The organism is Bartonella sp. AC535YNZD (assembly GCF_042196625.1).
Taxonomy (GTDB): domain Bacteria; phylum Pseudomonadota; class Alphaproteobacteria; order Rhizobiales; family Rhizobiaceae; genus Bartonella.
In genome coordinates, this window is record NZ_JBHIQP010000001.1 from 1 (window position 1) to 23,988 (window position 23,988).

The following is a 23,988-nucleotide window of genomic DNA, read 5'->3' on the forward strand; positions in this document are numbered from 1 at the left end:
TAAAACCTCAAAATTTATAGTGTCATCAAATATTATGCTTATCTCTAGATAAATACTGTGCATCTGTAAAAAAATATCCACCCTCATTTTAATAAATAAGGGTGGATATTTTGTTCTGTTTTCGTTGTTCGTATTATTTTATTTTCAGAGTAATTGCACCACCTATTCCCCAATGACCACCAGCACTCGTGGCAGAGAGATTAGAGCGGATTTTCCCGTTTTCAGATGTATAACCAGCACCAAGAGCAAATGCGGATTGTCCACGCCATGCGCCGCTACCAAATGAGACACTCAAAGATCCTGGCTCGTCGAAGTAACGTAGGTTGGATACTGCTAGACCAACGGCAGCTGCTTGCCTTGCCTCTTTGCGTACGCTCTTAATATCATAACTTAAAATATTAAACTTCATATCTGTATATTGGTTAGCCCGATCAACAGCACTATCAATAGCATCAATCCTGATATTATTTATCCGTTGATCTGTGTAGTGCTTCGATTCATCGAGAACAATTTTCATCTGTTCTTGGGTATAGTCATGGAGCTGACCGCCATTAACAGCTTCTTTCGAACCTTGTTCAATGCGACCATTGGCAACATTATCAATCATAACAGGTTCACTTTCATTCCCACCTTGTAGAGTGATCTTATTGGCCTTTTTACCATCAGCATCTTTATCATAGTTAACTGCCCCATCAGCAAGATTATTAACCGTGTTCTCAATATTATCAACTCTGTCTTCAATATTGAAAACCGTTTCACCAATATTCGTAACCGTAGTGGAAATATTGTCGACTCTGTTTTCAATATGTTTAATATCTTTTTCAACGCCAGTGATACGTTCGTTGGTCTCCCAAAGCTGTCCACCATTGACTGCATCTTTTGAACCTTCTGCAATTTTACCATCTGCTACATTGATAATCTTACTTGGTTGACCATCATGGCTAGCGTCATAAGCTTTTTTCTGCTCATTCCAATTTAAACCATTGGACGAGACATTGTTTTCAACATTTTGAATGCGGTCGTTTATCTTAGACATACTCTCACTTACGCCGTCAAAAGCACTGACAACGTCATGATAATCCTTCTTTTCACTAGAGCTCCCGTCAACCTTGAATTGTGCTATCTTGAAAGTAGGAGCAGTCCATTCTCCATTATTATAGCCAGCGCCACCACCAAAATACGCAGCCAATTGGTTGCTCATAAGATAAAGTTGCGAACCATTTACTGCATCGGTTGAATCTTCAGTAATATCTCCATTGGCAAGAAATTTAATTTTGCTATTGGCTTTTCCCTCTCCATGCTGTGCCACAAATGCCTGCTCATCATTACTCCACAATAGAGAATCTTTAGAAACACCCTCTATTTTCTGAGTAAATTCATTGGCTACATGTGTTAAGCGGCTATTCACATTGTTGATATTGTCATCAAGCCCTATCAAAGCGTCACCAACATTATTATGGTCTTTAGATACTGCTACGCCATCTTCAGAAATGCGCGATAAATGATAGAGCGGACCGAATAAAATACCGTCGCTAAATTCTGCATTCCCACCCAAAATGTTTGCTACATCTCGAGATATTTTTTCAATCTGCCTACCATTGATCGCATCATGCGAATCTTCAGCAATTTTTCCATCTTTAACATTATGGAGGGAAACTGGTGCTGTAGTCTTATCACCACCCAAAGTTATGCTATTATAATTAACGGTATCGTTTTCTTTATCATAAAGAACTGCAGCAGCACTTGTAAGCTTAATATCATTAGAAATCTTCTCTATACTTTTATCAAGCTGAGCTTTGTTAACAGCTTCATTACCATTCACAGCTGTCTTTACGCCAGAAATTATCCTATCGTTGCCTGCATTATTTGCAACATTAATTTCTGTACCCCCCGTTGTCACACCAACGGTAATAGTACCTGCATCTCCTTCCTGCTTAACAAGGCTGTTTTTTGTCGCATTCGTAATCTGATTTTGGATATTCGTGATAGAAGTATCAACAGCATTAAAAGCAGAACCAACATCATTATGAGAATTACCCTGAATTGTGTAAGTTGGTGCTTTACCATTAGATACATCTGCACCACCACCAAAATATTGTGATATATTTTGACTTACACCTGCAACGTCGCGATTAACCTGCTCCAACTGAGCAAAATTCACTGCATCATCAGGTTCTTCCCCAGCTGCCACTCCTGTAATCTGCTTATTGCCAGCATCAATGCCATCCACAGTTATTTTAGCCCCATCAGCAAACAAAATGCCATCATCACTGATAGAGCTTCTCCCAGCGGTAACTCGTTCCACTGTAATATTATTAGCTAGATCAAATGTTACATTATTGTTTTCCTCACCTTTTGTAATCTTAAGATTGTCACTTGCAGCCGACAAATCTACAGTATCTTGTACACCAACAGCTTTAGCATTTTTACCCCCAACAGATAGTGTCCAACCTTGGTCTACGTATTTTTGCAATGATTTTAACTGTGCAACATTAACGGCATCAGTGTCGCCACTACCAGCTGCCACTCCTACAATCTGGCGCGTTTTTTCTGATTTAGCATCACCAACACTTACTGCACCTAGTGTACTCGCCCATATCATGTCGTCAGAATCTGAAGGGCCTTTAGTTAAAGAATTATAACCGATAGCGCCCGCAGCAACATCAGCCACAGACTCGCTCCCAAGAGCAACGCCTAAATTTATCGTCGTTTTTGAATAAGCACCAAAAGCTATAGATTCCTCACTGTCCGCCTTAGCACGATGTCCAATAGCAATTGATTCTTCGCCCGTCGCTATTGTACGGCCCTCAGTAGGAATCGGCTTACTACCACTTCTACCTTCACCACCTATTGCGATACTTTTTTTACCTACAGCGTACGCCAAATGACCTACAGCAACAGTAAAGCTATTATCCACCTGCGCGCCATAACCAACAGCAACCGAATCTGGAGCGTTTACTATTATCTTGGCACCAAGAGCAACAATATCACTCTTTCCATGGAGTTTTTCAGCCTTTGTTATATCATTACCAAATATGACATTAGTACCCTCTACGTCACGTTGCAGTCCGGTATCACGCTGCATTCTAGTCATAGAGTCATTACGCAAAGGATTCAATGCATCAATAATCGCTGTATTCTCACCATTCTGTACACTGATAATCGATTTTTTATATTGCCAGCCTGCATCTAATGTCCTTTCAGATGAATTTTTACCATCTGCCCTCAAAACATTCACAATAGGATCATCATTACTTATAGCAGAAAGGGTTTTGGTTAAAAAATTTACATAGTTATCGGAAGCGTTAACTTTTGGCATCATTGCTACATTCAATGCTGTTAAATAATTTTCCTTATCACCATCATAGTAATCATACGCAGAGATAATGCTTTGCGGATAAACCACGGCAGCATTCTTCACATTTTCAAGAGATGCTTTTGTTAAATCGAAATTTGCTGAAAAAACAGGAGCAGCATTCGATAAAAACAAGGCAACCGCAGTTCCCAACGAAGCTACTTTAAACAATGATGATCGACGATGTGAGCGAGAAAAACTCAAATCACGCAGATTTTGTGTAGTATATAATTTTTTCATAATACCCCCCTTCATAATAATAGATTAAAAACACAAAAAAGGTATGATCTAGAGCTCTAAAGCTTTCCTATTTCCCTTGCGTGTTCCTACTTTTACAGCGTGTTTTAGGACATCAATAAAATTAAGACGTAAGCTTTTGTTTCTGCAGCGACTTTAAAGAGTAATTAGGGGTAGGTTCATGAAAGTCAATTTAAGGAAGGTAAAAAAATACTTAATATTAGAATAGCTTTCGTTTTTTCTATCAAAGGTTGTGTATCGTTTTTTAGCTTTGATCTCTTTGAAAGAGATATAATTTTTGTGCCTATTGATCATCCGCTTAGGCATCAGTTTATTTTTCGTGAATAAGATTTTTTTATTTCATTAGAGGATTTATGAAAGCTTTTTACTAAAATGCACCATTTATATTCTTACTAATGGTAATGTATCTCGTTGCTGTATCCTGTTTTACAAAAATACTCACTGCTACTTGTTCTTTTATTCCCTTCAGTTGTGAAAAATTCACTGCATCAGTATTGCTAGTTCCTTCTACAACATTTTTTACTTGCCGCATTAATATTACCGGTGGTTATTTGCAGGCCATCAGTAATTACTAAGCCTGTTGCATCGACTTTTGTTTTCTCTCCTAATGTTATGCTTTTCAATGATATATCATTAGCCAAACCAAATATGAGCTTATTTTCATCGTCCTCATCTCTTTTAACCGTGAAGTTACTTCCTCCAGATGAAAAATTTATTGTACTATCTAGCACCCATATCTTTAGCTTCCTCACCAGAAATAGACAGTTTCCAACCTTTTTTCTTACGACTTCTTCTAAATCCTGCAATTGTCTAAGGTTCATTGCATCGGCAGGTTTGCTACCAGCTGCTACACCTATAATTTTTCGCGTTATGTTCTTACTAGGAACACCAATACTTATTGCAACTTTCATACTTTTCCATTGAGATTCAGTGTTTTTAGCCGGTCCTTGCAGAAGAGACGTATACCCAAAAACGCCATCAGCCCTACCGGACACAGAGTTGTCTCCAATAGCCCCCATCAACCGTCACTTTAGAATAGGAATCTAAAGCGATACTTCCAACCCCATTTGCTTTTGAATAGAAACCCATAGAAATAGCTTCTTGAGCAAATGCATATACACGGGTGACCAAGTGAAATCGAACCATATTCTAAAGTTTTAGAAAAAGTTCCCACTACTGTTGAATAATCACTCTTCGCAAGTTGTATAATCATTTTCCCCGTATTCGCTCTTCTTATTATATTCACCACCTATTGCGATCTGCTTTTCTCTAAAGCGTGAGCCATATTGCATACAGCAACGCTCCATTCTTTTTCCGTTTGCGCTCCACTATCTAAAGCAATACTTATGTTTGGAGTACGTTGCATATCTGTAGATCGTTTCATTATAAAGCATACGTTTAAAACTATACGAAAAAAAAGCTAAAACTGTCTCATTTTATAAAGGGTATATTCGTATTTACATTGCGTGAAGCATTTTAACAAATAAAAATAATAGCAATCAATTTTTTGAATCTTTACCACTAAGGTCTTTTATTCTCAACAAAAGTTGTCATAGGCTTTTTATATTCGGATTTTATATAATTACGGGTGTTTTATACATTTAGAATAGCTTTAGAGAGCTCTGGAAAAAAGTAAAAAAATTGCCCTTTTCTTAAATAAGAAAAAGGCAAATCAATTTTATGGATTTAGTCGTTTATTAGTTGAGTATCACATTAACTCCTGCACTTATACCCCAGTGACCTCCAGAAGTGGTAATTGACAAGTTGGAACCAATATAACCGTTCTCTGAAGTATAACCTGTACCAAAAGCAAAAGCAGATTGACTACGCCATAAACCACTACCAAATGCGATAGTTAATTTTCCAGGGATATCACTATAGCGTAAACTAGATACCGCTAAACCAACAGCTGCTGCCTGTCTTGCCTCTTTTCGAACATCCTCAACAACATAACTTAATGTCGAAACCTTCATATCCGTATATGAATTAGCCCCACTAACGCCATCTTTTACAAGATGAGAAATTTGCTCATCCGTATACTTATTGGCACTTTCAAGCACAAAATCCATCTTATCTTTTAATTGACCGCCATTAACCGCTTCTTTCGAATCTTTTTTAATCTTTCCATCGGCTACATTGTCTATTAATACTGGAGAACTGTCATCTACACCAACTAATGTAACTTTATTGGTCTTTTTGCCCGTTTTTTTATCTTTATCATATTGTACAGATCCCTCCGTAACTTTATTTTCAATATCCTTGACCTGATCTGTAATCATCTGCTGAGTTTCCCAAAGCTGTCCTCCATTCACTGCTTCTTTTGAATCTCTGTCTACCTTACCATTCGCTACATTGATAATCTTACTTGGACTCTTAACACCCTGAGAATCAACATGAGATGCATCATAGCTTCCTTTTTCTTTATTCCAATTCAGACTATTCGAAGAGGTATCCTTTTCAACTTCTTTTATACGATCGTTGATATTGCTCATGCTGTCATTAACAACATCAAATGCTTCAGAGACACTATTACGCTCCTCTTTATCACCTTTCGTACCATCCTTATTAAAGACCTGAACGTAGAATTTTGGTCCTTGCCAGTTTCCTTCCTTATCATAACCAGATCCTCCACCAAAATATGAGGCAAATGTCTGTTGAAGAGTATAAATCTGACCACCATTAATCGCATCCGTAGAATCTTCTGATATCTTTCCTTTCGCAAGGAACGTGATCTTGCTGTTTTTCTTTTTACCTTCTTCTTCATGCTGTGCTACAAACGCACCTGCATCATCACTCCACAACAACGCATTTTGCTCAATGTTGTCTGAAATCTCATTATGAAGATTCTTGAAAACCTTATTTACACCGGAAAACGCGGCTGCAATGCTATCATAATCTTCCTCTACAAAGCTTCCATCTTCTTGAAAAGTCATTATCTTGAAACCTGGAAGAACCCAGCCATCACCATCATACTTAGCATCACCACCAAAATACTTTGCTAGCGACTGATTCAGATCATAAATCTGCCCGCCATTAACCGCATCACTCGAGCCTGATACTATAGAGCCAGCAGCAAGTGATGTGATCTTGCTTGCTTTTCTGTCATCACCTTCCCCATGCAGAGCGACAAAAGCTTTTTCACCATCGCTCCAAGATAAAGAATCTTGTGCAACTCCCTCTGAGATCTCCTTAATGCGAGCGTTAACATTTTTGATATTCTCATCAAGCCCTTTAAAAGCAGAACCAACATCGCTATGCGGTTTATCTGTTACAACACCTTTTTCATCAATATTCGATAATTTATACTCTGGTACTTTAAAGTTTTTTCCATCAAAGGATACATTTCCACCTAAAATTTTTGATAAATTCTCAGTGATTGTATGAATCTGACTACCATTAACAGCATCTGTCGAACTTGTGCTAAGATCACCAGATGTAACACCCGTTACCTTTTTATTTCCAGCATCAATACCACCGGTGGTTATTTTCGGACCATCAGTAATTACTAAGCCTGTGGCATCGAAGGTATTTTTACCTATCTTTACGCTCTCCAGTGCAATATCCTTAGCTAAATCAAATTTTATATTATTGTCATTTCCGCCCTTTGTAATATTTAGGTTGCTACTTCCAGCAGAAAAATCTACTCCGCTATTCATGAGAACAGTGGTAGCATTTTTATCTCCAACAGAGAGTTTCCAACCGTTTTGTCTTACAACTTTTTCTAAGTCCTGCAACTGTCTAAGGTTCACTGCATCGGTAATATTAGAACCAGCAGCTACGCCTGTAATTTGTCTGGTTATACCCTTACTATAATCACCAACACTAACTGAGCCCCGCGTACTTTTCCATTGCGCCTCGATGTTTGTTGCAGGCCCCTGTAACAAAGAAGTGTAGCCAAACTCACCAGCAGCCCTATCGGATATAGAATCGCTTCCTAGAGCAACACCTCCCGCAACCGTCACATTAGATCTAGCGCCTATAGCAACTCCCTGCGGCGCCCGCTCCTTTGCGTATGCATTGTATCCCATAGCAATCGCTTCATTTGCATAACTATGTGCTTTACTACCGAAGGCTATTGAAAAATCACCAAATGAAACTGTTCTCTCTTTTTCATCAGAACTATCGGTTAGAGAAGAGCCGATTGCAATGCTATTTTTAGTATTTCTACTACTACCAGCTAAAGCAGTTAAGCCGATAGCAATCCCTTGGTCAGCCTTCGTCTGCGCTACCTGCCCGAAAACAATAGCATCATGCGCTTCTCCCTGAGCTCGTTCACCATAAACAAGAGGATTACCCAAATCCTGCTTGCTAGTTATCTGATCTCCCTTTACAACTCTTGGAGTTAAATCTGCTCTTGTTATTTTTTTACTTCCAGCATTCATATCAATTGAACGTATCGAATCGCTGGCTTCTGGCAAAACATTCACTATAGGACTATAATCACTTACACCAGTAAGAGTTTTAGTTAAAAAATTTGCATAGTCTTCAGAATTATTCAAACCAGCAACAGAGAGAATGCTTTGTAGATAAGACACGCCGGCACTTTTTACACCTTCAAGAAACGTGTTTCTAAAATCAGGATTTGCTGAAAAAACAGGTGTAACATTCGATAAGAATGTAGCCGCTGTAGCCAACGAAAGAACTTTAACAAAAGAAAAACGAGAAAATTTTAAATCGCTCCCTGCTAATTTTGTATATAATTTTTTCATAGTGAACTCCCCAATGAAAGAAATAACTATAAACACAAAAAAGACACATTTAAACGCTATACAGTCTTTTAAAGTTGTTTTTTCTAAACGTATTCAAAAAATTTAGTACCTGACTGAAAAGATAAAGAAGTTGTTTTTTAAGATTAATACGTTTTGCTCTTTTACATTTTCTAAGAAAGTAAATTTTTGGTGACTGGTTTTTTAACCTTTAAACTTATTGGTTGTTTTTTGCAAGGGGTAGAGTAATTTAGCGTATTGTTTTATAACTTCTTCCAGTAAAGTTGGAATACATTTGAATGTATAATTTTATCTTAGTAGAAAACTTTTTAATAGATTTGTAGAGAGCAAAAGTTTTTTATCTGTAGAGTGCTACAGATTTTTTAGATTTAAAAATTAAAAAAGAAAATAATGAACTTATAATTTATGAAAGAACTCATTATCTTATTTTGAAATAAGAAGTTCATTTTGTTGAAAGTGTATAGGTTTTTTTCTGTTTTTTAAACCTGTATTTATTATTATAGCGCTTATCAATTTGTATACATGTATTTTTACATACGTAACAACAATTCACCCCTGCCTCATGAGACAGGGGTGAAAAGGAATTTTTATATATTTTGTTTATTATCAATTCAATGTCATATTGAATCCCGCACCTACACCCCAGTGACCTCCAGAAGTTGTTGCGGATATGTTAGAACGGTATTTTCCATTTTCCGAGGTGTAACCTGCACCAAAGGCAAATGCAGACTGACTACGCCATAAACCAGTACCAAATCCAACGCTTAATTTTCCAGGTGTATCATTGTAGCGCAAGTTAGAAACCGCTAGCCCAATAGCCGCTGCTTGTCTAGCCTCTTTTTTCACATTCTCAATGCTGTAGTTTAAAACGTCAAACCTCATATCTGTATATTGTTTAGCCCGATCAACAGCATCATCAATCGCATCAATCTTAATATTATTAACCCGTTGATCTGTATACTGCTTGGATTGATCAAGAATAATCTTCATCTGTTCTTGAGTATAATCATGGAGTTGACCACCATTTACAGCCTCTTTCGAACCTTTTTCAATTTTACCATCAGAGACATTATCAATCAGAACAGGTTCACTGGCATCCCCCCCCGCTAATGTGATTTTATTGGTTTTTTTGCCGTTTTCATCTCTATCATAACGAACAGCATCCTCTTCAATGTTGTCAACTCTATTATTGATGTTATCAACTTTGGCATCAATATTGATAACTGTATCACCAATATCAGCAATCGTATTGGAAATGTTATCAACTCTGTTGGTAAGATGCTGAACATCTTTTTCAACACCAGTGATACGTTCATTGGTTTCCCAAAGTTGTCCACCATTAACCGCATCTTTCGAACCTTTTTCAACTTTACCATCGGCTACATTGATAATCTTACTTGGTTGACCATCATGGTTAGCGTCATAGGCTCCTTTCTCCTTATTCCAGTGTAGAACATCTGAATCAACCTTGTTGATGACATCATTAATACGGTTATTTATGTTTACCATACCGCCATTAACACCACCAATCGCCTCAGCAACATTATGGTGCTCTTTCTCAACAGTTGTACCATCAGCATTGACTTGAACAATCTTAAAAGTAGGATCTGTCCATTTGCCATTCTCATATTTGGCACCGCCACCAAAATAATTAGCAAGCTTGTTGCTCATGAGATAAAGCTGGTTCCCTGTAATGGCATCCGTTGAACCTTCGGCAATCTCACCATCCAAAAGATATTTCAATTTGCTCTTTGTTTTCTGCCCATCTTTTTCATGACGTGCAACAAATGCTTCTTCATCATCATCCCACAGTAAAGCATCTTTAGAGAAATCTTCAATTTTCTGATTAAACTCATTGGATACATTCGTTAAGCGTTGATTCACATCTTGAACATTTTTATCAAGACCTGTTAAAGCATCACCAACATTGTAAAAATTAGCCTTCCCTACTTCACCACCTACAATAGCGGATAAAGTATATTTCAGCCCTTCAAAAGCACCGTTAATAAACTTTGCACCACCGCCAAAAAACTTTGCAATATCTGCTGATATTTTATTAATCTGACTACCATTGATTGCATCGTTGGAATTTTCAGAAATGCTACCATTTTTCACGTTACGAAGAGCAACTGGTCCGTTGTTCTTATCGCCGCCCAAAGTTACACTACCGTAATTAACACTATTATCGTCATTCTTATCATAAAGAACCGCAGTAGCAGTTACTGTCTCAATATCTTTCGTAATATCCTTTATGCTTTTATCCAGTTGGTCTTTGTTAACAGCTTCATCGCCCTTCTCTGCTGCCTTAACACCAGAAATAGAACGCGCTACACCAGCATATCCCGCAATATTGATCTCAGTACCAGCTGTATCCTTACCAATAGTAATAACACCTGATGCACCTCCATCTTGCTTAACAAGACTATTTTTTACCACATCAGAAATCTTATCATCAATCTTATGGATAGAAATATTCACACCCGTAAACGCATCTGTAACATTATCATATGCCGTTCCATCAATAAGGAAAGCTGGTTTTATACCTTCAAGTACATCTGTACTACCACCAAAATATTTCGATGTATTTTGAGCAACTGTTTTGAGATCATTGTTAACAGTAGTAATATTCTTATTCGTAGCAAAAAGCTGTGAACCATTTACTGCTTCTTTTGATGCTTGAGAGATTTCTCCATCTTTTATACCAGAAAGTGTTCTTTCTTGCTTATCTTTATTTACAAGGCTGATTTCAGTACCACCGGTTGCTTTACCCACAGTAATAAGACCATCTTCTCCCTCCTGTTTTACAAGGCTATTTTCTGTTACATTATTAATCTGATTATAGATATCCGTAATAGAATTATCGACACCTTCAAAAGCATCAGCGACATTATGATGCTTTTTCTCAACAATAGTGCCATCCTCATTACGCTGAGAAACTTTGAAAGTAGGATCGCTCCACTCTCCATTCTCATAGCGAGCACCACCGCCAAAATAATTTGCAATCTTATCGCCCATCTTATAAAGTTGAGAACCATTTATTGCATCTGTTGAATCTCCTGAAATATCGCCATTCGCAAGGAACTTAATCTTACTATCTATCTTCTGTCCATCTTTTTCATGAAGTGCAACAAATGCACTCTCAGAACTGCTCCACAATAAAGCATCTTTAGAGAGACCCTGAATTTCCTCAGTAAAATTATTGACTACATGTGTTAAACGACTATTCACATTTTTGACATTCGCATCAAGCCCTGTCAAAGCATCACCAACATTTTCAAAGGTTTTCTGTTCTACGCTACCATCTGCAGAAACGGTAGATAGATTATATCTAGGGCCTACAAAAGCACCATCCTGAAATGCTGCATCCCCACCAAAGAATTTTGCAACATCTCCAGATATCTTTGTGACCTGACTACCATTTATCGCTTCTGTTGAATCTTCTGAAATCTTTCCATTTTTCACACCTGCAATGGTTCGCTCTCCCTCAGTACCTGTAATATCAATTTTCGTACCGCCTTTTTCTTTACCAATGGTAATAAGCTTCTGATCTTCTTTCCATTTAACAAGACTGCTTTCTGTTACATTATTAATCTGACTATAAATATCTGTGATAGAAGTATCAACAGCAGCGAAAGCATCCGTTACATTGTCGTGTTTTGTCTTCTGAACAGTAAATGTTGGTTTGATACCATTAAGTATATCTGTCTCCTCACCACCAAAAAAATCCACTATATTAGTAATATAACTAAACAGTTGATGGCCATTTATTGCTTCTGTTGAATCGGAACTGACTTTTCCAACTGCAACGCCAGAAATAATTCGATCTCTGCCTTCAGAGTTCGCAATATTGATTTCGATACCTTCTTTTTCAGCACCAATGGTAATATTTTTTTTACTTTTACTCCATTTAACAAGACTATTGCCTTCTATCTCAAACTTCATTTTATATAATTGTGAAAGATTAACAGCATCATGCTCATTGCTACCATCTGCGACTCCTGTAATTTTTGTATTGGCGGCATGAATACCACCCTTGGTCATGTTTGGACCATCCTTGATCATGAAACCGGCATTACTCATTCTGCTATCCCCTGTTTCTACACGACCAACTTTAATATATTCGCTTAAATCAAACTTTACTTTATTGTTATCACCTCTGGTAATTTTTATATTTGTGTTCTCACTCTCATTATTATCATCGTCTTTATGCTTAACTGCAACAAACTTTACTGTACTTCCTGCTTCAACATCTGTAGCTTCTCCGTCTTCAACAGAAAGCTTCCAACCCGTTTTAATTCCCGCTGTAACATCTTTCAGCTGCTTAAAATTCACAGCATCAGTATCATCAGTTCCGTTAGCAACTTTTGTGATTTTTTTATTGTAAGCATCAATACCATCAACAGTTATGCTTGGTCCTCCATCAACAAACTTGAAGCCATCGTTGCTCATAATGCTGTTGCCTGTCGTAACACTCGTGAGCTTAATCTGATCATTCAAAGAAAATGTGACTTTGTTATTATCTTTTACAATTTTGATATTTTTGCTTCCATCATCACTCGCACCCGCAACAAGATCTACTGTACTCCCAGCTTTAACATCTGTAGCATTGCTACCATCAACAGAAAGTTTCCAGCCATTTTCTGCAAGTGTTTTTACATCTTTCAGCTGTTTATAATTCACCGCATCTGTATCTTTTTCCCCCTTAGTTACTCCTGTAATTTTTTTATCACCAGCATTAATACCATTTAAAGTTATGCTTGGTCCATTACCATCAATAAACGTAAAGCCATCGTTGTTCATAATGCTGTTGCCTGTCGTAACACTCGTCAACTTAAGAGTATCACTCAAAGAAAATGTAACTTTATTACTGTCTTTTGCAATTTTTATATTTTTGCTTCCGTCCTCACCCACAGCCGCAACAAGATCTACTGTACTCCCAGCTTTAACATCTGTAGAATTGTTCCCATCAACAGAAAGTTTCCAGCCTCCTGCCTCTGATATCATTCCTTCTATTTTTTTAAGCTGTGAAAAATTGACAGCATCGGTATCTTCTTCCCCTGCCGCTACCCCTTTAATCGTTTTATTACCAGCATGAATGCCTTGAACAGTTATGCTCGGTCCATTACCCTCAGTAAAACCAAAGCCAACAGCACTCATAACGCTTTCTCCTGCTGTGACAGTCATTACCTGAATATCATCAGCTAGATCAAACGTGACATTGTGATCACTATCTTTTTCGATCTTGATATTTTTTGTGCCGTCATTGTCAGCTGACTGAAAATTTACTGTACCATTTGGACCAATAGCCGTAGCATCTCCACCGTTAACAGCAAGCTGCCAACTTGTTTTGGTTGCCTCTTGTACAGCTTTCAGCTGTTTATAATTTACAGCATCAGTATCTTTTTCCCCATCTGCTACGTTTGTGATCTTTTGCTTGGCTGCATCAATACCATTCGCAGTTATGCTTGGTCCTCCATTAACAAACTTAAAGCCCTCATCACTCATAGTACTGTTGCCTGTCGTGACAGTCGTTAGCTTAATCTGATCATTTAAAGAAAATGTAACTTTATTGTCGTTATCTTTTTTAATCGTGATATTTTTACTGTTTATCCCCCTAGTCTCACCAGCAATAAGATCTACTGTACTACCAGCTTTAACATCTGTAGAATCGTTACCATCAACAGAAAGTTTCCAGCCTTTTTCTGCAACTGTTTTTACCTCTTTCAGCTGTTTATAATTGACAGCATCGGTGTCTTCTTCACCATCTGCCACATTTGTAATCTGTTTATCGCCAGCATCAATACCATCTAGAATCATTTTTGGCCCATTTTCAATAATAAAGCCATCATCACTCATAGAGCTTTGTCCTGTAGTGACTTTTGTCAATTTAAGAGTATCACTCAAAGTAAATTCAATTTTATGCTTATTATCTACAGTGTTTCTTTCAATCTTTAAGTTATCTTTTCCTACTTTTGTATCTTTCACTGAAAAATCTATTGTACTACCTGGATTCACGTCTGTAGGATTTGCATCATTAGCAGAAAGTTTCCAAGCTCCTGAAACTAAATCTTTCATGGCTTTTAGTTGCGCCACGTTTACCGCATCAGTATCTTCACTTCCAGCTGCAACCCCTGTAATTTGTCGTGTTAGCGTACCATTACCACGTCCACCAACTTCACCAACGCTAAAAGCTCCTGTTGTGCTTTTCCATGCTATACCAGTTTTTGTTGTCCCTTTATCCGTTGCAGGATCATAACCAGCAACATTCTTGTTTCTATCAGAGATAGATCCTCCACCTACAGCAACACCATCCTTAACAAGCACCTGTGAATTTACACCAATGGCAACCGAATCTTCTGTTTCAGCATAAGCTTGCGTACCTATAGCTATCGCATTTTCAGCATTCGCGATTACTTTTCTGTTAGGATTATTTTCTTCAGTTCTGTCAGAGCGCCTGCCCCCTATTGCAATAGCACCTGACCCCAAAGCTTCAGCATCTGTACCTATAGCAATCGCATAATTACTTTCTGCCTTTACCTTTGTACCTAAAGCAACACTATTTGTACCTAATGCAGTTGCAAGCCCTCCAATAGCAACTGAAGATTTCCCCGATGCCTCTGAACCAACACCCATAGCAACACTTGCTATACCTCCTGCAAGTGCGGAAACACCAAAGGCTTGTGCACCCCCTGCCTTTGCTGTCGCGCCTGCACCAAATACGGTTGAATAATTACCCGTTGCAGAAGAGCCACATCCAGTAGCAAAAGAATAAATACCAAAAGCCTCAGGCTTAGCGTCAACAATACCACCAGTCGGTGCCCCCATATAACCACCTAAAATTCTACCATTACGGCTAACCGTGTATCCATCACCCGCCCAAATAAGCTGTTCAGTGGTCGTACCATAAGGTTCACGACCTCCAAAAACTTTCTCACCAACAAATCTGTCATATTGTTGCTCTGCAGTTATTCGTCTATCATCGATAATTGTCTGCTGTTGCTTACCGCCACGACCAATAACATTATCTGCACCACAGAAATCATCATCACCCGCAAAAACAATACTCCCATGACTACCATATGGATACAAGACATCACCACCATTTGTGCTTTGAACCGTTTGTCCTGTTATCGCAAGGTTCGCTGCGAAAACGGGAGAAACACTCGATAAGAGTGTCGCCATTACCGTACTAAGAGAGACAACTTTAATTAAATTTGGTGTGGAACATTTTTTCTTCATAAGAACCTCCTCCAACAGAGTTCAACATCATTACAACGCGCGGAAACACTCATGGCAAAACCCTCAGTTTGCGCACTTCAAAAACCAATAAATCAAGACAAAACCCTCCCCCTACGATACCGCTATTTTTACGGCATCGCCCTAAAATCTTTGCAACAACATCGAATCTAGAAAAGTCCCCAACCCTTTTAGCTAGAGGGATTCAAGCTAAAAAATAAATAAAAACACAAAACTTTGAAAATATACCGTTCTCTCCATTCAAAAATACTGCGATTTATCTCTTAACAAAAATAGTTTCACTAAAGAGCAATTCTATTTTTCAAATAAAGCGCATTAAAAGAATGGCAAGAGTGTAAAAATAATTTTTTATAAATTTATAAAAATACTTCTCAATAAAATAGCTGTTCTTATAAGCACAAATTTATGATTTTTTAACTTATAGCATAATGTAATAATGACAATTATCATGATAACATCACTCTTTGCTGCGAAGTAATCTGTTTCAATATATGATGCACACCTTTGAAAGAGTTTTTTTATATCACTACTCGTCATTTTTTATCTGTATTAGAGCAATGTATTGATTTATAATGATAATTTATTATTATTCAGGTTGAATAAAAGACTCAAAAATTGTGAGATTTTTACATTCCAAACTTGGTTATATAGTAAAAATCAAAAAAGCTCCATTTTTTAAAAGAGCTGTTCGTTCATATCTTATGAAATTTCTAGAGGTGTTTTTTCAGCTTCGATTTTACGTCTTAAATGTAATTTTAAAAGCGGCAAAGTGGCTTCGATTTCTTCTATATCATTGAGGTTTTGAATAAGCTCTTGCAATCTTCCATAAAGCTCTGCTGCTAATTCCGCAACATCTTCAGGAGAAAGTGTTATTTTTGCATCATGATAGGTCGTATAAACTAAATGTCCAAGCTTTTTCATCAGCCCAGCAGGAATCGCCTGCGGTTTAAAACCAGCTGCTTTCGCCTTTGCCATATCTGAAAACATATCACCATTGCCTGTTACTAGCCAATCTAATGAAACACCACAAATTTCTTGATATTTGGAGAGCGCAGAAGCTGTAGGCTCACTTATACCAGTTTCATAAGTTCCTATAGAGCCAGCAGTGATACCAAGATGTTCAGCAAACTGCTTACGCTCTGTAAAACCAAGAGCGTGACGCACTTCACGAAAACGTTTTGCCAACTCAGTTTTAGGTTTTGCTTCCGGACGAGCCAAAAAAACACTCCAAAACCAATATAATTGTTGACTAAATAATTATATTTATCGTTACTGCCCCTTAAGAAGAGCAGTTATCACATACATAACCCCACAAAAACGGATGTTACAGTATCCATTTAAGCAGGAGCGAAAATTATGACAATTACAAAAAATGCAATCGCCGTGGTATTTTTCTGAGCTGCGCCCCTGTAATATAACCTTGGAAAAACTCAAGCCTATCAGAGGCTATTTTCCAGAGTCAAAAACATTTGGACACAGGCCAATGAAAAAACTAAATGCGCCAATGCCAACTCTATCAGTTTGCATGCCAAGCCAATTCTTGCCAACTGCTTTCTCAAAAGTTGCAGTCATATTCTTTCAAAAGCAAAAAGCCTAATACGATTCTCTTCATTTCATGCTGTGCAATATACCACTGAAATTTTATTACAAAAATATGCTAATGCATTTCCCATAGGTTTTATAAGGTAAAAAGTTTATCAATGTCTAAAAATCAATATAAAATAGGCAAAATAATTGGTATTCTACAAAAAATGAGATTATCACTCGTTATTAAAAAGTTAGACGTTTACAAACCCTGTTTGCTTATTTTATATATTAATGGCACTGATTTAGCTGTAACTGGCAATAGAGATTTCAGGTTTTTTGGTTTATCGTCAGAATACTCTTCCTCTACGCATATTAAAAGCCTTTTGGCAATGTATTTTAAATGCTATAAATTCTATAGTAAACACATTGCCATCCATATTTACAATTGGGCGCTTCAAAATCTTGGAGTAATAAAATCTTTAATAGGCTTTGATTTAAAAGCGCGTATTTTGCAGAAAATTGACAAAACCATGAGGTTCGTATACATGGCAATTTTAAGTGATGATAGTGGGGTGATACTTAAAAAAGCTGCATGGAAACCCGCAACGTTGAGGAATTAAGCATGACCTCTTTATGCGATAAAGAATTATCTGATACACTGGTTGGTCTTTATGACGACTATCAACGCGGTTTCGACATTGGAGAAGAGCTTAAACTGTGCGTGGATTTAGCATTATCTCTTGAATTGGAACTCAGTATTCACCGTTTAAGTGAAACAGATGCTGTTTTAAAAAAAGAGATTGTGCAAACCTTGCATCGTCGTAGAAACACCCATTCCAATGAAGATGAAATTGATACAATTTTTCATATGGATTTTGAAAAACAAAAATAATGCAATACTCTCCTCGTATGATAAGATATTACCTCATCGCTTTACTTTCTGCTACGCTTAGACAAAAAACTTTCAAGAAGATTTAAAGTGTTACGTTTTCGTCTTCTTAACAGCACTGAGGTGAATTAAAGAAACGCATCAATTCTTTTGGATCATTATCAAAAAGTGAAGGGTATTCTCTAGCATACATCAATTTATGCTTTATTTATTAAGCACCAACTTTCCATTTGCTCACCACCCCTTTAAAAACAAAATGTGAAATGTGCTGCAGCGTAAATATTTATAAAATAGCGTATTTTACCACACTTAAAGCCAATTTATTGTTTTTCATGTTTATAAAACAGTACAATGAGAATTCCAACAAACGCAACAATGCTTTGAAAAAAATATATCGATTGAGGTGATATGCTACTGTTATCGCTTGCCATAATGAGATAGAATCCGAGGATCAAGCATCCAGAGATACCATTAAAACTTGCCTGCAATCTTCCTTGGTATTCAGGATCACAAGAGAGTTGTGATAAAGAAATCGAAAGAGCCCAACTCGAAAGTCCAAATCCAATCATAAAGTAAACAGGAAAAACAACAAAATTGTGTGTATTAACAGATAAAATAGCGAGGCCAATAGCCATAAAAGCTAATAAAATGGCTAATGTTTTCCTTATCGATAAAACTTTACAAAGAAGTGGTGAAAAAAACGCACCTGTCAATACGCCCATAGAATAAAGCACCTCAAATATTGCAAAGGTCCTGTTATCAGCATGTAAAACCTCTTGTATATAAGGAACGAGAATAACAGGAATGGTCATCAAAAGAGTCATAATAATCATCTGGCTTATATAAGGTACAAAAAGAGCCGGATTCTGTTTAAAATAATGAAGGGATGCTGTATAATTTTCCCACCAATTTTGCTGGTTTTGTTTTTTAGATCTTCGGTTTTTAGGTACCTTCATTACAAAATTAAATAAACCAGCAATGATAAAGAATATACCACCTATTAGAAGAGTTCCTTTTGTTCCTGCATAGGATAGTATAAATCCACTTAAGCCCATACCTACGATAGTGCCAAGTTCATAAACCATATCGATGGTTGCATTTGCATTGATGAGCTGTTCCTTCAGCACAATACTTTGAATTAGAGAAATAGCTGATGGCATATAAAAAGGGATAAAAATACCCAAAAGAGCAGATAAGACCATCAATTCAATTTTTATACCAAAATGCCAAAGCATTACCCAGCTTACGATTACCAAACCTCTCACAAGATTTGAAATAATAATCTGCGTTTTACGGTTATATTTATCTGCCAATATGCCAAAAATAGGCGCAAAAATAATGCCAGGCGTCCAAAGAAAAAGCATCATCAACGCTACACCACGGATTGAGCCCGTCTGATTGTAAGCGAGCCACGACAATGTAATATAATTTAGTCCACTTCCAAATGTAGCAAATAAGCCACTCAAAGTAAAATAGAGAAAAGTTCTATTTTCAAATAAAGCAATGCGTTCCTTCAAATTTGAAGTGAACATAAATTATCCTCTAAAATGAATCCCAGTCGATATGCATGATACATCCTGTTTAAAAACAGGCATTCTTACAATTTTCATTTTAGATCATTAAATTTAAGAAAGCAAAATTTCTTTTTTGAGGCTTTTACAATCTTTGTGCTGTTGTATGATTAATTCTTCTATGAAAACAGAACATTTATGGACAAAAACAAATTTAATATTTTATGTGCGTTTTATTCAGAAGCTACACCTTTATACATATGTGAAACAATTTTACGGTATGGAAGCTGCACTCACATCATTGCCCTTATTATTCCGTGCATTAAAATATGCTCGAGTATACTCCTCCATGTCGTTCTTCTATCATCACACTTTGGCTCTAAAAGAATAAACACACTATTATCCTCACGATAAATATTGATAACTTTTCTATTCCTCTTCTCTAAATCTTTTAAAACAAGCCCATTACAGTTAGCTTTCCAAATAAATTTTTTCAATAAAAGAGAGTTTTTCTTCGTATTTTAAGTTTAAACCATCCCTTTTCTGCAACCGTTCCAGTATAGTAATGGGCGGTAAATGAAGATAAAATGTAATATGAGGTCTTAGAATAGATTGATTTAATTTAAAGGCACTTTCAACAGAAAGCTCTCGAGCATAAAAATAAGCAAGACTAGAATAAACATATCGATCCTAATTAATAAATTTTACGATGACGTTAAGGAAGGTTCAATAATTTCAAGCGTATGTTTGCGTCTATCTGTCGCTGATAAGAGTGCTAAAAGCAACGGATCAATTGCTTTTCCATTATCTAAGTAATCTCTAATTTCTGGATTATTTCTATACCAATAACTGGGTTGAAAAGTTTGTATTATATGTTTTTCTGTTGAGTAATGGCGAGAAATTTCTTTGAAGACCACATGGAATTATAAACTTTTTTATCAAAATACATTTTGTCTATATACTTTCCATAAGTTAAATTGTTTTATGTCTGAAATCTCTTAATGTTTAATAAGGTGTTTTTTTTACTCGTCTCTAAACAGAAAAACACAATACTCCCGCATTTTGTATAACTTATTAACTTTATGATAAATGGCGGTATATCGACTTAGTTTTAAGATAAGGTTATATTTTAGACAACTTAAAATGAGATTAAGTATTTGTAAAAAATATATTTTTTGATCACACTCCATAACCTGCCATTTTTTAACGAATTCTAGTAGAGTTTCCGAGGATTACTCCTATAGCGTCGTGTAAGTGTAGAGAAATGAGTTCGATCTCAGTATTTATTGTCCCTAAGAGCTGGTAGTAGATTCCGCTACATAGGAATCTAATGAAATCAACTCTATCTTTTCTCAAACCACTTCCCTCGCTATAAGCATTTGATATCCGATTCCGTTAAAAAGCAGCAGAGCAATTCTTGGAAAACATCGCTGAGATATTGAAATATGCCTAGCAAAAGCTTTTGAATCAAATGTTTCGCTATATTCATAAACTGAAACTAAGAATATTATAATAAGCCCTCAAACAACGACGACGCCAAAATCAGCCGTAATAAAGCCTCCTAAAACTGAACCAATAATACCTTCTCTCTATAAAAAGACTACTATGTAAAGGTTTTAATACAATACCTTAGCGCTAATGCCATAAATGTTTCTGATAGATAACGAAGTTTATTGTCACAACAACATCTAACAACGGTCAATAGAAAAACCTCAACCTTGAGTATAAACAAAATCAACTTGAAAGTGCAAAATATATCTCTAGGACATAGTCCCTTATTGGCAAGCCCCCTGCCAAGAAACACAGTAAAAATACCAGCCTCCATCCTACTCATTCTCCTGAAAATAAGCTATCTCTACCATAAACATCAGCGTTCAATTTTTCCTACCGAAAAAACTTGACATGCACAGCAATACATGTACACGTTTATAGCTTTTGAACATGTATGCTGATTTATAATACTGTGTGTTTTGAAGAGATTCTGAAATGGGGGGGATAATGTGCACAAACAACTGATGTTTCGGTTTTATGGGCTTGTTGTCCTGCTGTATCTTTCTGATATGGTTTTATTTTTAAGTAATCTTTGGAATGCTTATCGCATAACATCCTCATCGGTTTTCCTAGGCGTAACCATGGCTTTAGGCACCCTTATGCCCTATCTTTTGAAAAAAAGCGGACTTGTGCACATTAAAGCCTCACTGCGGTTGATCGATTTATACAAAAGGCGGATCATTATCTATAGCCTTCTTTTATTGATTGCTCTTTTCCATTACGCTGATTCCCCCTTTGGTTTTATCGCTGTCTCTATCTCTATCGGCTATCTCTCTTTGATTACCTTAAGCACACTCGAGACTTATAATACTAAACTAGCACTTAGTGGTTATATTAGCGCCCAAAAGGCTTCCCGAATTATGCAAACAGTGGTGCAAATTGGCGCTTTTTTGGGAGCAGCACTAAGTGGTTATCTCTTAGAAGCGACCAGCCCTCGAGGGGCAGCGGCTGAAATCGGTTATAATGGTTTGATTGTGACACTTTGTGTGTTTGACATCATTATAAGCCTTATAGCCGGATATATTATATTTTGCGATGAATACAACGCTACAGATACCACAGCACTTGCAACAGGTAAGAAGCCAGCACCTACACCGCAAGCGGATGGACTCTCCCGTGAGCTTAAACTTTTATGCGTCTGCATAGGACTTATTGGCTTTCATATTTGCGCTTATAATACGCTGGCAACCATTCTTTTTCAGAGTGTGAAAAATTTTGGCTCTGAATACTATGGGCTTTGCAGTGCGGTTGCGGGCATGGGCGCTTTTTTGGCTGCTTTTATCAAAATCCCTCGTTTTGAATTTATTCTCCCAGCCCTTATGTTGAGCGTAGCTGATCTTATTTTTAGCACCACACAATCGCCCTATTTAGCTGTGGCCTTTTGCTTTTTTATTGGTTTTTCAATGAATACCATGCGAATTAATGCCCGCAAACATACGATTGAAGCCACCAAAACAGAGGCTCAAGCAGAGCTGGTGGGAAGCTATAGCGGCATGCTTTATACTCTCTCCCAGTCGGCAGGTTATGTTATCCTTGGTCTTCTTACAAGCTCTGCCCTTATGGGTCCTCAAGCAGCTGTTTATCTTCTGCCCCTTATAGGATTGATAATCTTTATTTATGTTCTTTTCCTTTTATCACAGCGGAACAAAGTATGAGAAAACCTATTCTTATTGTCGACCCTTTCTCCACAGGTGCCCTCTATGGCCCTGCTTTGCAAAAATTAGGCTATGCTTGTTATGGTGTTGTCTCTCAAGCAGCATCTTTTTCACACTTTATGCTTTCTTATCAGGGAAAGGGCATGGCAGAAACGAAGCTTCATAGTGTAGATGAGATAAAGAAACGCTTTCCTATCGGCACGATAGAGGCTGTAATAGCGGGTGCCGAAAGAGGTATCTATTGTGCAGAGCAATTGGCGGCTTATTATGGTTGTCTTGGGAATAACCCCTTGACTACCGATTGGCGACGGAAAAAAGCAGCGATGCAAAAACGCCTTTGTGAAAATGGTTTATCTTACATCCGATCAAAGATTCTTACAAAAAACGATTGTACTTTCGATGGTTTTGAAAGCCACAGCGGCTATGTGGTAAAGCCAAATGATTCTGCAGGGAGTGATGGTGTTTTATTTTTCTCTAATCTTGAGGAAGTAGTAATGTGGACCTCTGAAATAGACTGGAAGAAAAAAAATATTTTTGGCGCACCTAACGAGGCCTATTTGCTCCAAGAAAGATTGGAGGGAGAAGAATACATCGTCGATGCCGTTGTAAAGGGAGAGGCTATAAAAATATGTAGTTTGTCACGATATAAAAAAGGTATTCATAATGGAAGTACTTTTGTTTATGAAACACTTGATGTGCTTGATTCTCAAGATCCCTCTTATGCCCCTCTTATCTCTTATGCAAAACAATGCATTCGCGCGCTGGGGATTGAATATGGACCTGCGCATATGGAAATCATGCAAACAGCTCGTGGTCCAGTGATGATCGAAGTAGGAGCCCGCCTCCACGGAGGAATTGCACCCACCTTGTTCGCGCATTGCTATGAAGATGAGTTTACTTGAAAGCTCCGTTAACCTTATTGCAGGCGTGTTTTCGCAAACACCAAGTCGCTTTAAGAAAAAAGGGCGTATTATCTTCCTTATCAACGAGATCGACGGTCATATTATAAAAGATGTTAACGTATGGCGGCAAAAGCTTTATTCCTGGGAAAATGTGGTTCATTTTATGCTCTTTTTTAAAGAAAACGAGCCCCTCCCCCTAACCATCGATTTAAATACCTGCCCAGCTATTATAGCAATTTGGGGACACAGTGATGATGAATTATCAGCTTTGGAGAGGATCATTCGTAGCAATTTCTATAAAATACAGCAATGGGGAGGAAAACATGGATTCAGAAGCGCAAATAATTGAAAATATA

General features: G+C 37.3%; 13 protein-coding genes and 2 pseudogenes. 5 read left to right on the forward strand and 10 right to left on the reverse strand.

The features are described from left to right. Positions 1–133: 133 nt before the first annotated feature. The 7 genes and pseudogenes from ACFIM8_RS00005 to ACFIM8_RS00035 all read right to left on the reverse strand — a co-directional run bounded on the left by ACFIM8_RS00005 (position 134) and on the right by ACFIM8_RS00035 (position 16,815). A complete protein-coding gene (locus ACFIM8_RS00005; RefSeq protein WP_375614303.1) occupies positions 134–3,595 on the reverse strand; it encodes a Vomp family autotransporter in 3,462 nt (1,153 codons plus the stop codon). 385 nt (positions 3,596–3,980) lie between these two features. Continuing rightward, entirely contained in the window at positions 3,981–4,145 is a 165-nt protein-coding gene (locus ACFIM8_RS00010; RefSeq protein WP_375606217.1) for a hypothetical protein, read from the reverse strand. Continuing rightward, positions 4,111–4,632, reverse strand: a complete 522-nt coding sequence (locus ACFIM8_RS00015) for a hypothetical protein (protein ID WP_375606216.1) — start codon at positions 4,630–4,632, stop codon at positions 4,111–4,113. The genes ACFIM8_RS00010 and ACFIM8_RS00015 overlap by 35 nt, the downstream gene beginning before the upstream one ends. A 678-nt stretch (positions 4,633–5,310) precedes the next feature. Further along, entirely contained in the window at positions 5,311–6,546 is a 1,236-nt protein-coding gene (locus ACFIM8_RS00020; RefSeq protein ID WP_375614372.1) for a YadA-like family protein, read from the reverse strand. Between the two features lie 45 nt (positions 6,547–6,591). Beyond that, positions 6,592–8,322: pseudogene (locus ACFIM8_RS00025) on the reverse strand (hypothetical protein); the annotation flags it as partial. A 624-nt stretch (positions 8,323–8,946) separates the two neighbouring features. Continuing rightward, complete coding sequence (locus ACFIM8_RS00030) at positions 8,947–15,579, reverse strand: Vomp family autotransporter (RefSeq protein WP_375614304.1); 6,633 nt, start codon at positions 15,577–15,579, stop codon at positions 8,947–8,949. A 717-nt stretch (positions 15,580–16,296) separates the two neighbouring features. After that, positions 16,297–16,815 (reverse strand): helix-turn-helix domain-containing protein, encoded by a 519-nt coding sequence (locus ACFIM8_RS00035; RefSeq protein WP_375614305.1) that lies wholly within the window; start codon positions 16,813–16,815, stop codon positions 16,297–16,299. 482 nt (positions 16,816–17,297) lie between these two features. Here ACFIM8_RS00035 and ACFIM8_RS00040 point away from each other — a divergent pair, with 482 nt between their 5' ends. Together ACFIM8_RS00040 and ACFIM8_RS00045 are read left to right on the forward strand one after the other, a co-directional pair. After that, positions 17,298–17,744: a hypothetical protein gene (locus ACFIM8_RS00040; protein WP_375606212.1), complete on the forward strand. Its 447-nt coding sequence runs from the start codon at positions 17,298–17,300 to the stop codon at positions 17,742–17,744. A 2-nt stretch (positions 17,745–17,746) separates the two neighbouring features. Then, positions 17,747–18,016 carry a hypothetical protein gene (locus tag ACFIM8_RS00045; protein WP_012754562.1) on the forward strand — a complete coding sequence of 90 codons (270 nt, stop codon included), beginning with the start codon at positions 17,747–17,749 and terminating at the stop codon, positions 18,014–18,016. Between the two features lie 317 nt (positions 18,017–18,333). On the opposite strand, the gene ACFIM8_RS00050 is transcribed toward ACFIM8_RS00045, so the two are convergent. The 3 genes and pseudogenes from ACFIM8_RS00050 to ACFIM8_RS00060 all read right to left on the reverse strand — a co-directional run bounded on the left by ACFIM8_RS00050 (position 18,334) and on the right by ACFIM8_RS00060 (position 20,441). Then, positions 18,334–19,545 (reverse strand): MFS transporter, encoded by a 1,212-nt coding sequence (locus ACFIM8_RS00050; RefSeq protein WP_375606211.1) that lies wholly within the window; start codon positions 19,543–19,545, stop codon positions 18,334–18,336. A gap of 450 nt (positions 19,546–19,995) precedes the next feature. Further along, positions 19,996–20,202, reverse strand: a pseudogene (locus ACFIM8_RS00055) (hypothetical protein); the annotation flags it as partial. Positions 20,203–20,228: 26 nt separating this feature from the next. Then, positions 20,229–20,441, reverse strand: a complete 213-nt coding sequence (locus ACFIM8_RS00060; RefSeq protein ID WP_375606210.1) for a hypothetical protein — start codon at positions 20,439–20,441, stop codon at positions 20,229–20,231. A gap of 1,098 nt (positions 20,442–21,539) precedes the next feature. Between ACFIM8_RS00060 and ACFIM8_RS00065 the strand changes: the two genes are divergently transcribed. Genes ACFIM8_RS00065 through ACFIM8_RS00075 form a run of 3 tightly spaced genes read left to right on the forward strand, consistent with a single transcriptional unit; the run spans position 21,540 to position 23,981 of the window. After that, the gene (locus ACFIM8_RS00065; protein WP_375606231.1) at positions 21,540–22,730 is read left to right on the forward strand and encodes a hypothetical protein; all 1,191 of its coding nucleotides are present in this window, start codon (positions 21,540–21,542) and stop codon (positions 22,728–22,730) included. Beyond that, the gene (locus ACFIM8_RS00070) at positions 22,727–23,632 is read left to right on the forward strand and encodes an ATP-grasp domain-containing protein (protein ID WP_375614306.1); all 906 of its coding nucleotides are present in this window, start codon (positions 22,727–22,729) and stop codon (positions 23,630–23,632) included. Before ACFIM8_RS00065 ends, ACFIM8_RS00070 begins: the two co-directional genes overlap by 4 nt. Next, on the forward strand, positions 23,613–23,981 hold the full coding sequence (locus ACFIM8_RS00075) for a hypothetical protein (protein ID WP_375614307.1): 369 nt from the start codon (positions 23,613–23,615) through the stop codon (positions 23,979–23,981). Before ACFIM8_RS00070 ends, ACFIM8_RS00075 begins: the two co-directional genes overlap by 20 nt. The last annotated feature ends 7 nt before the right edge of the window (positions 23,982–23,988 follow it).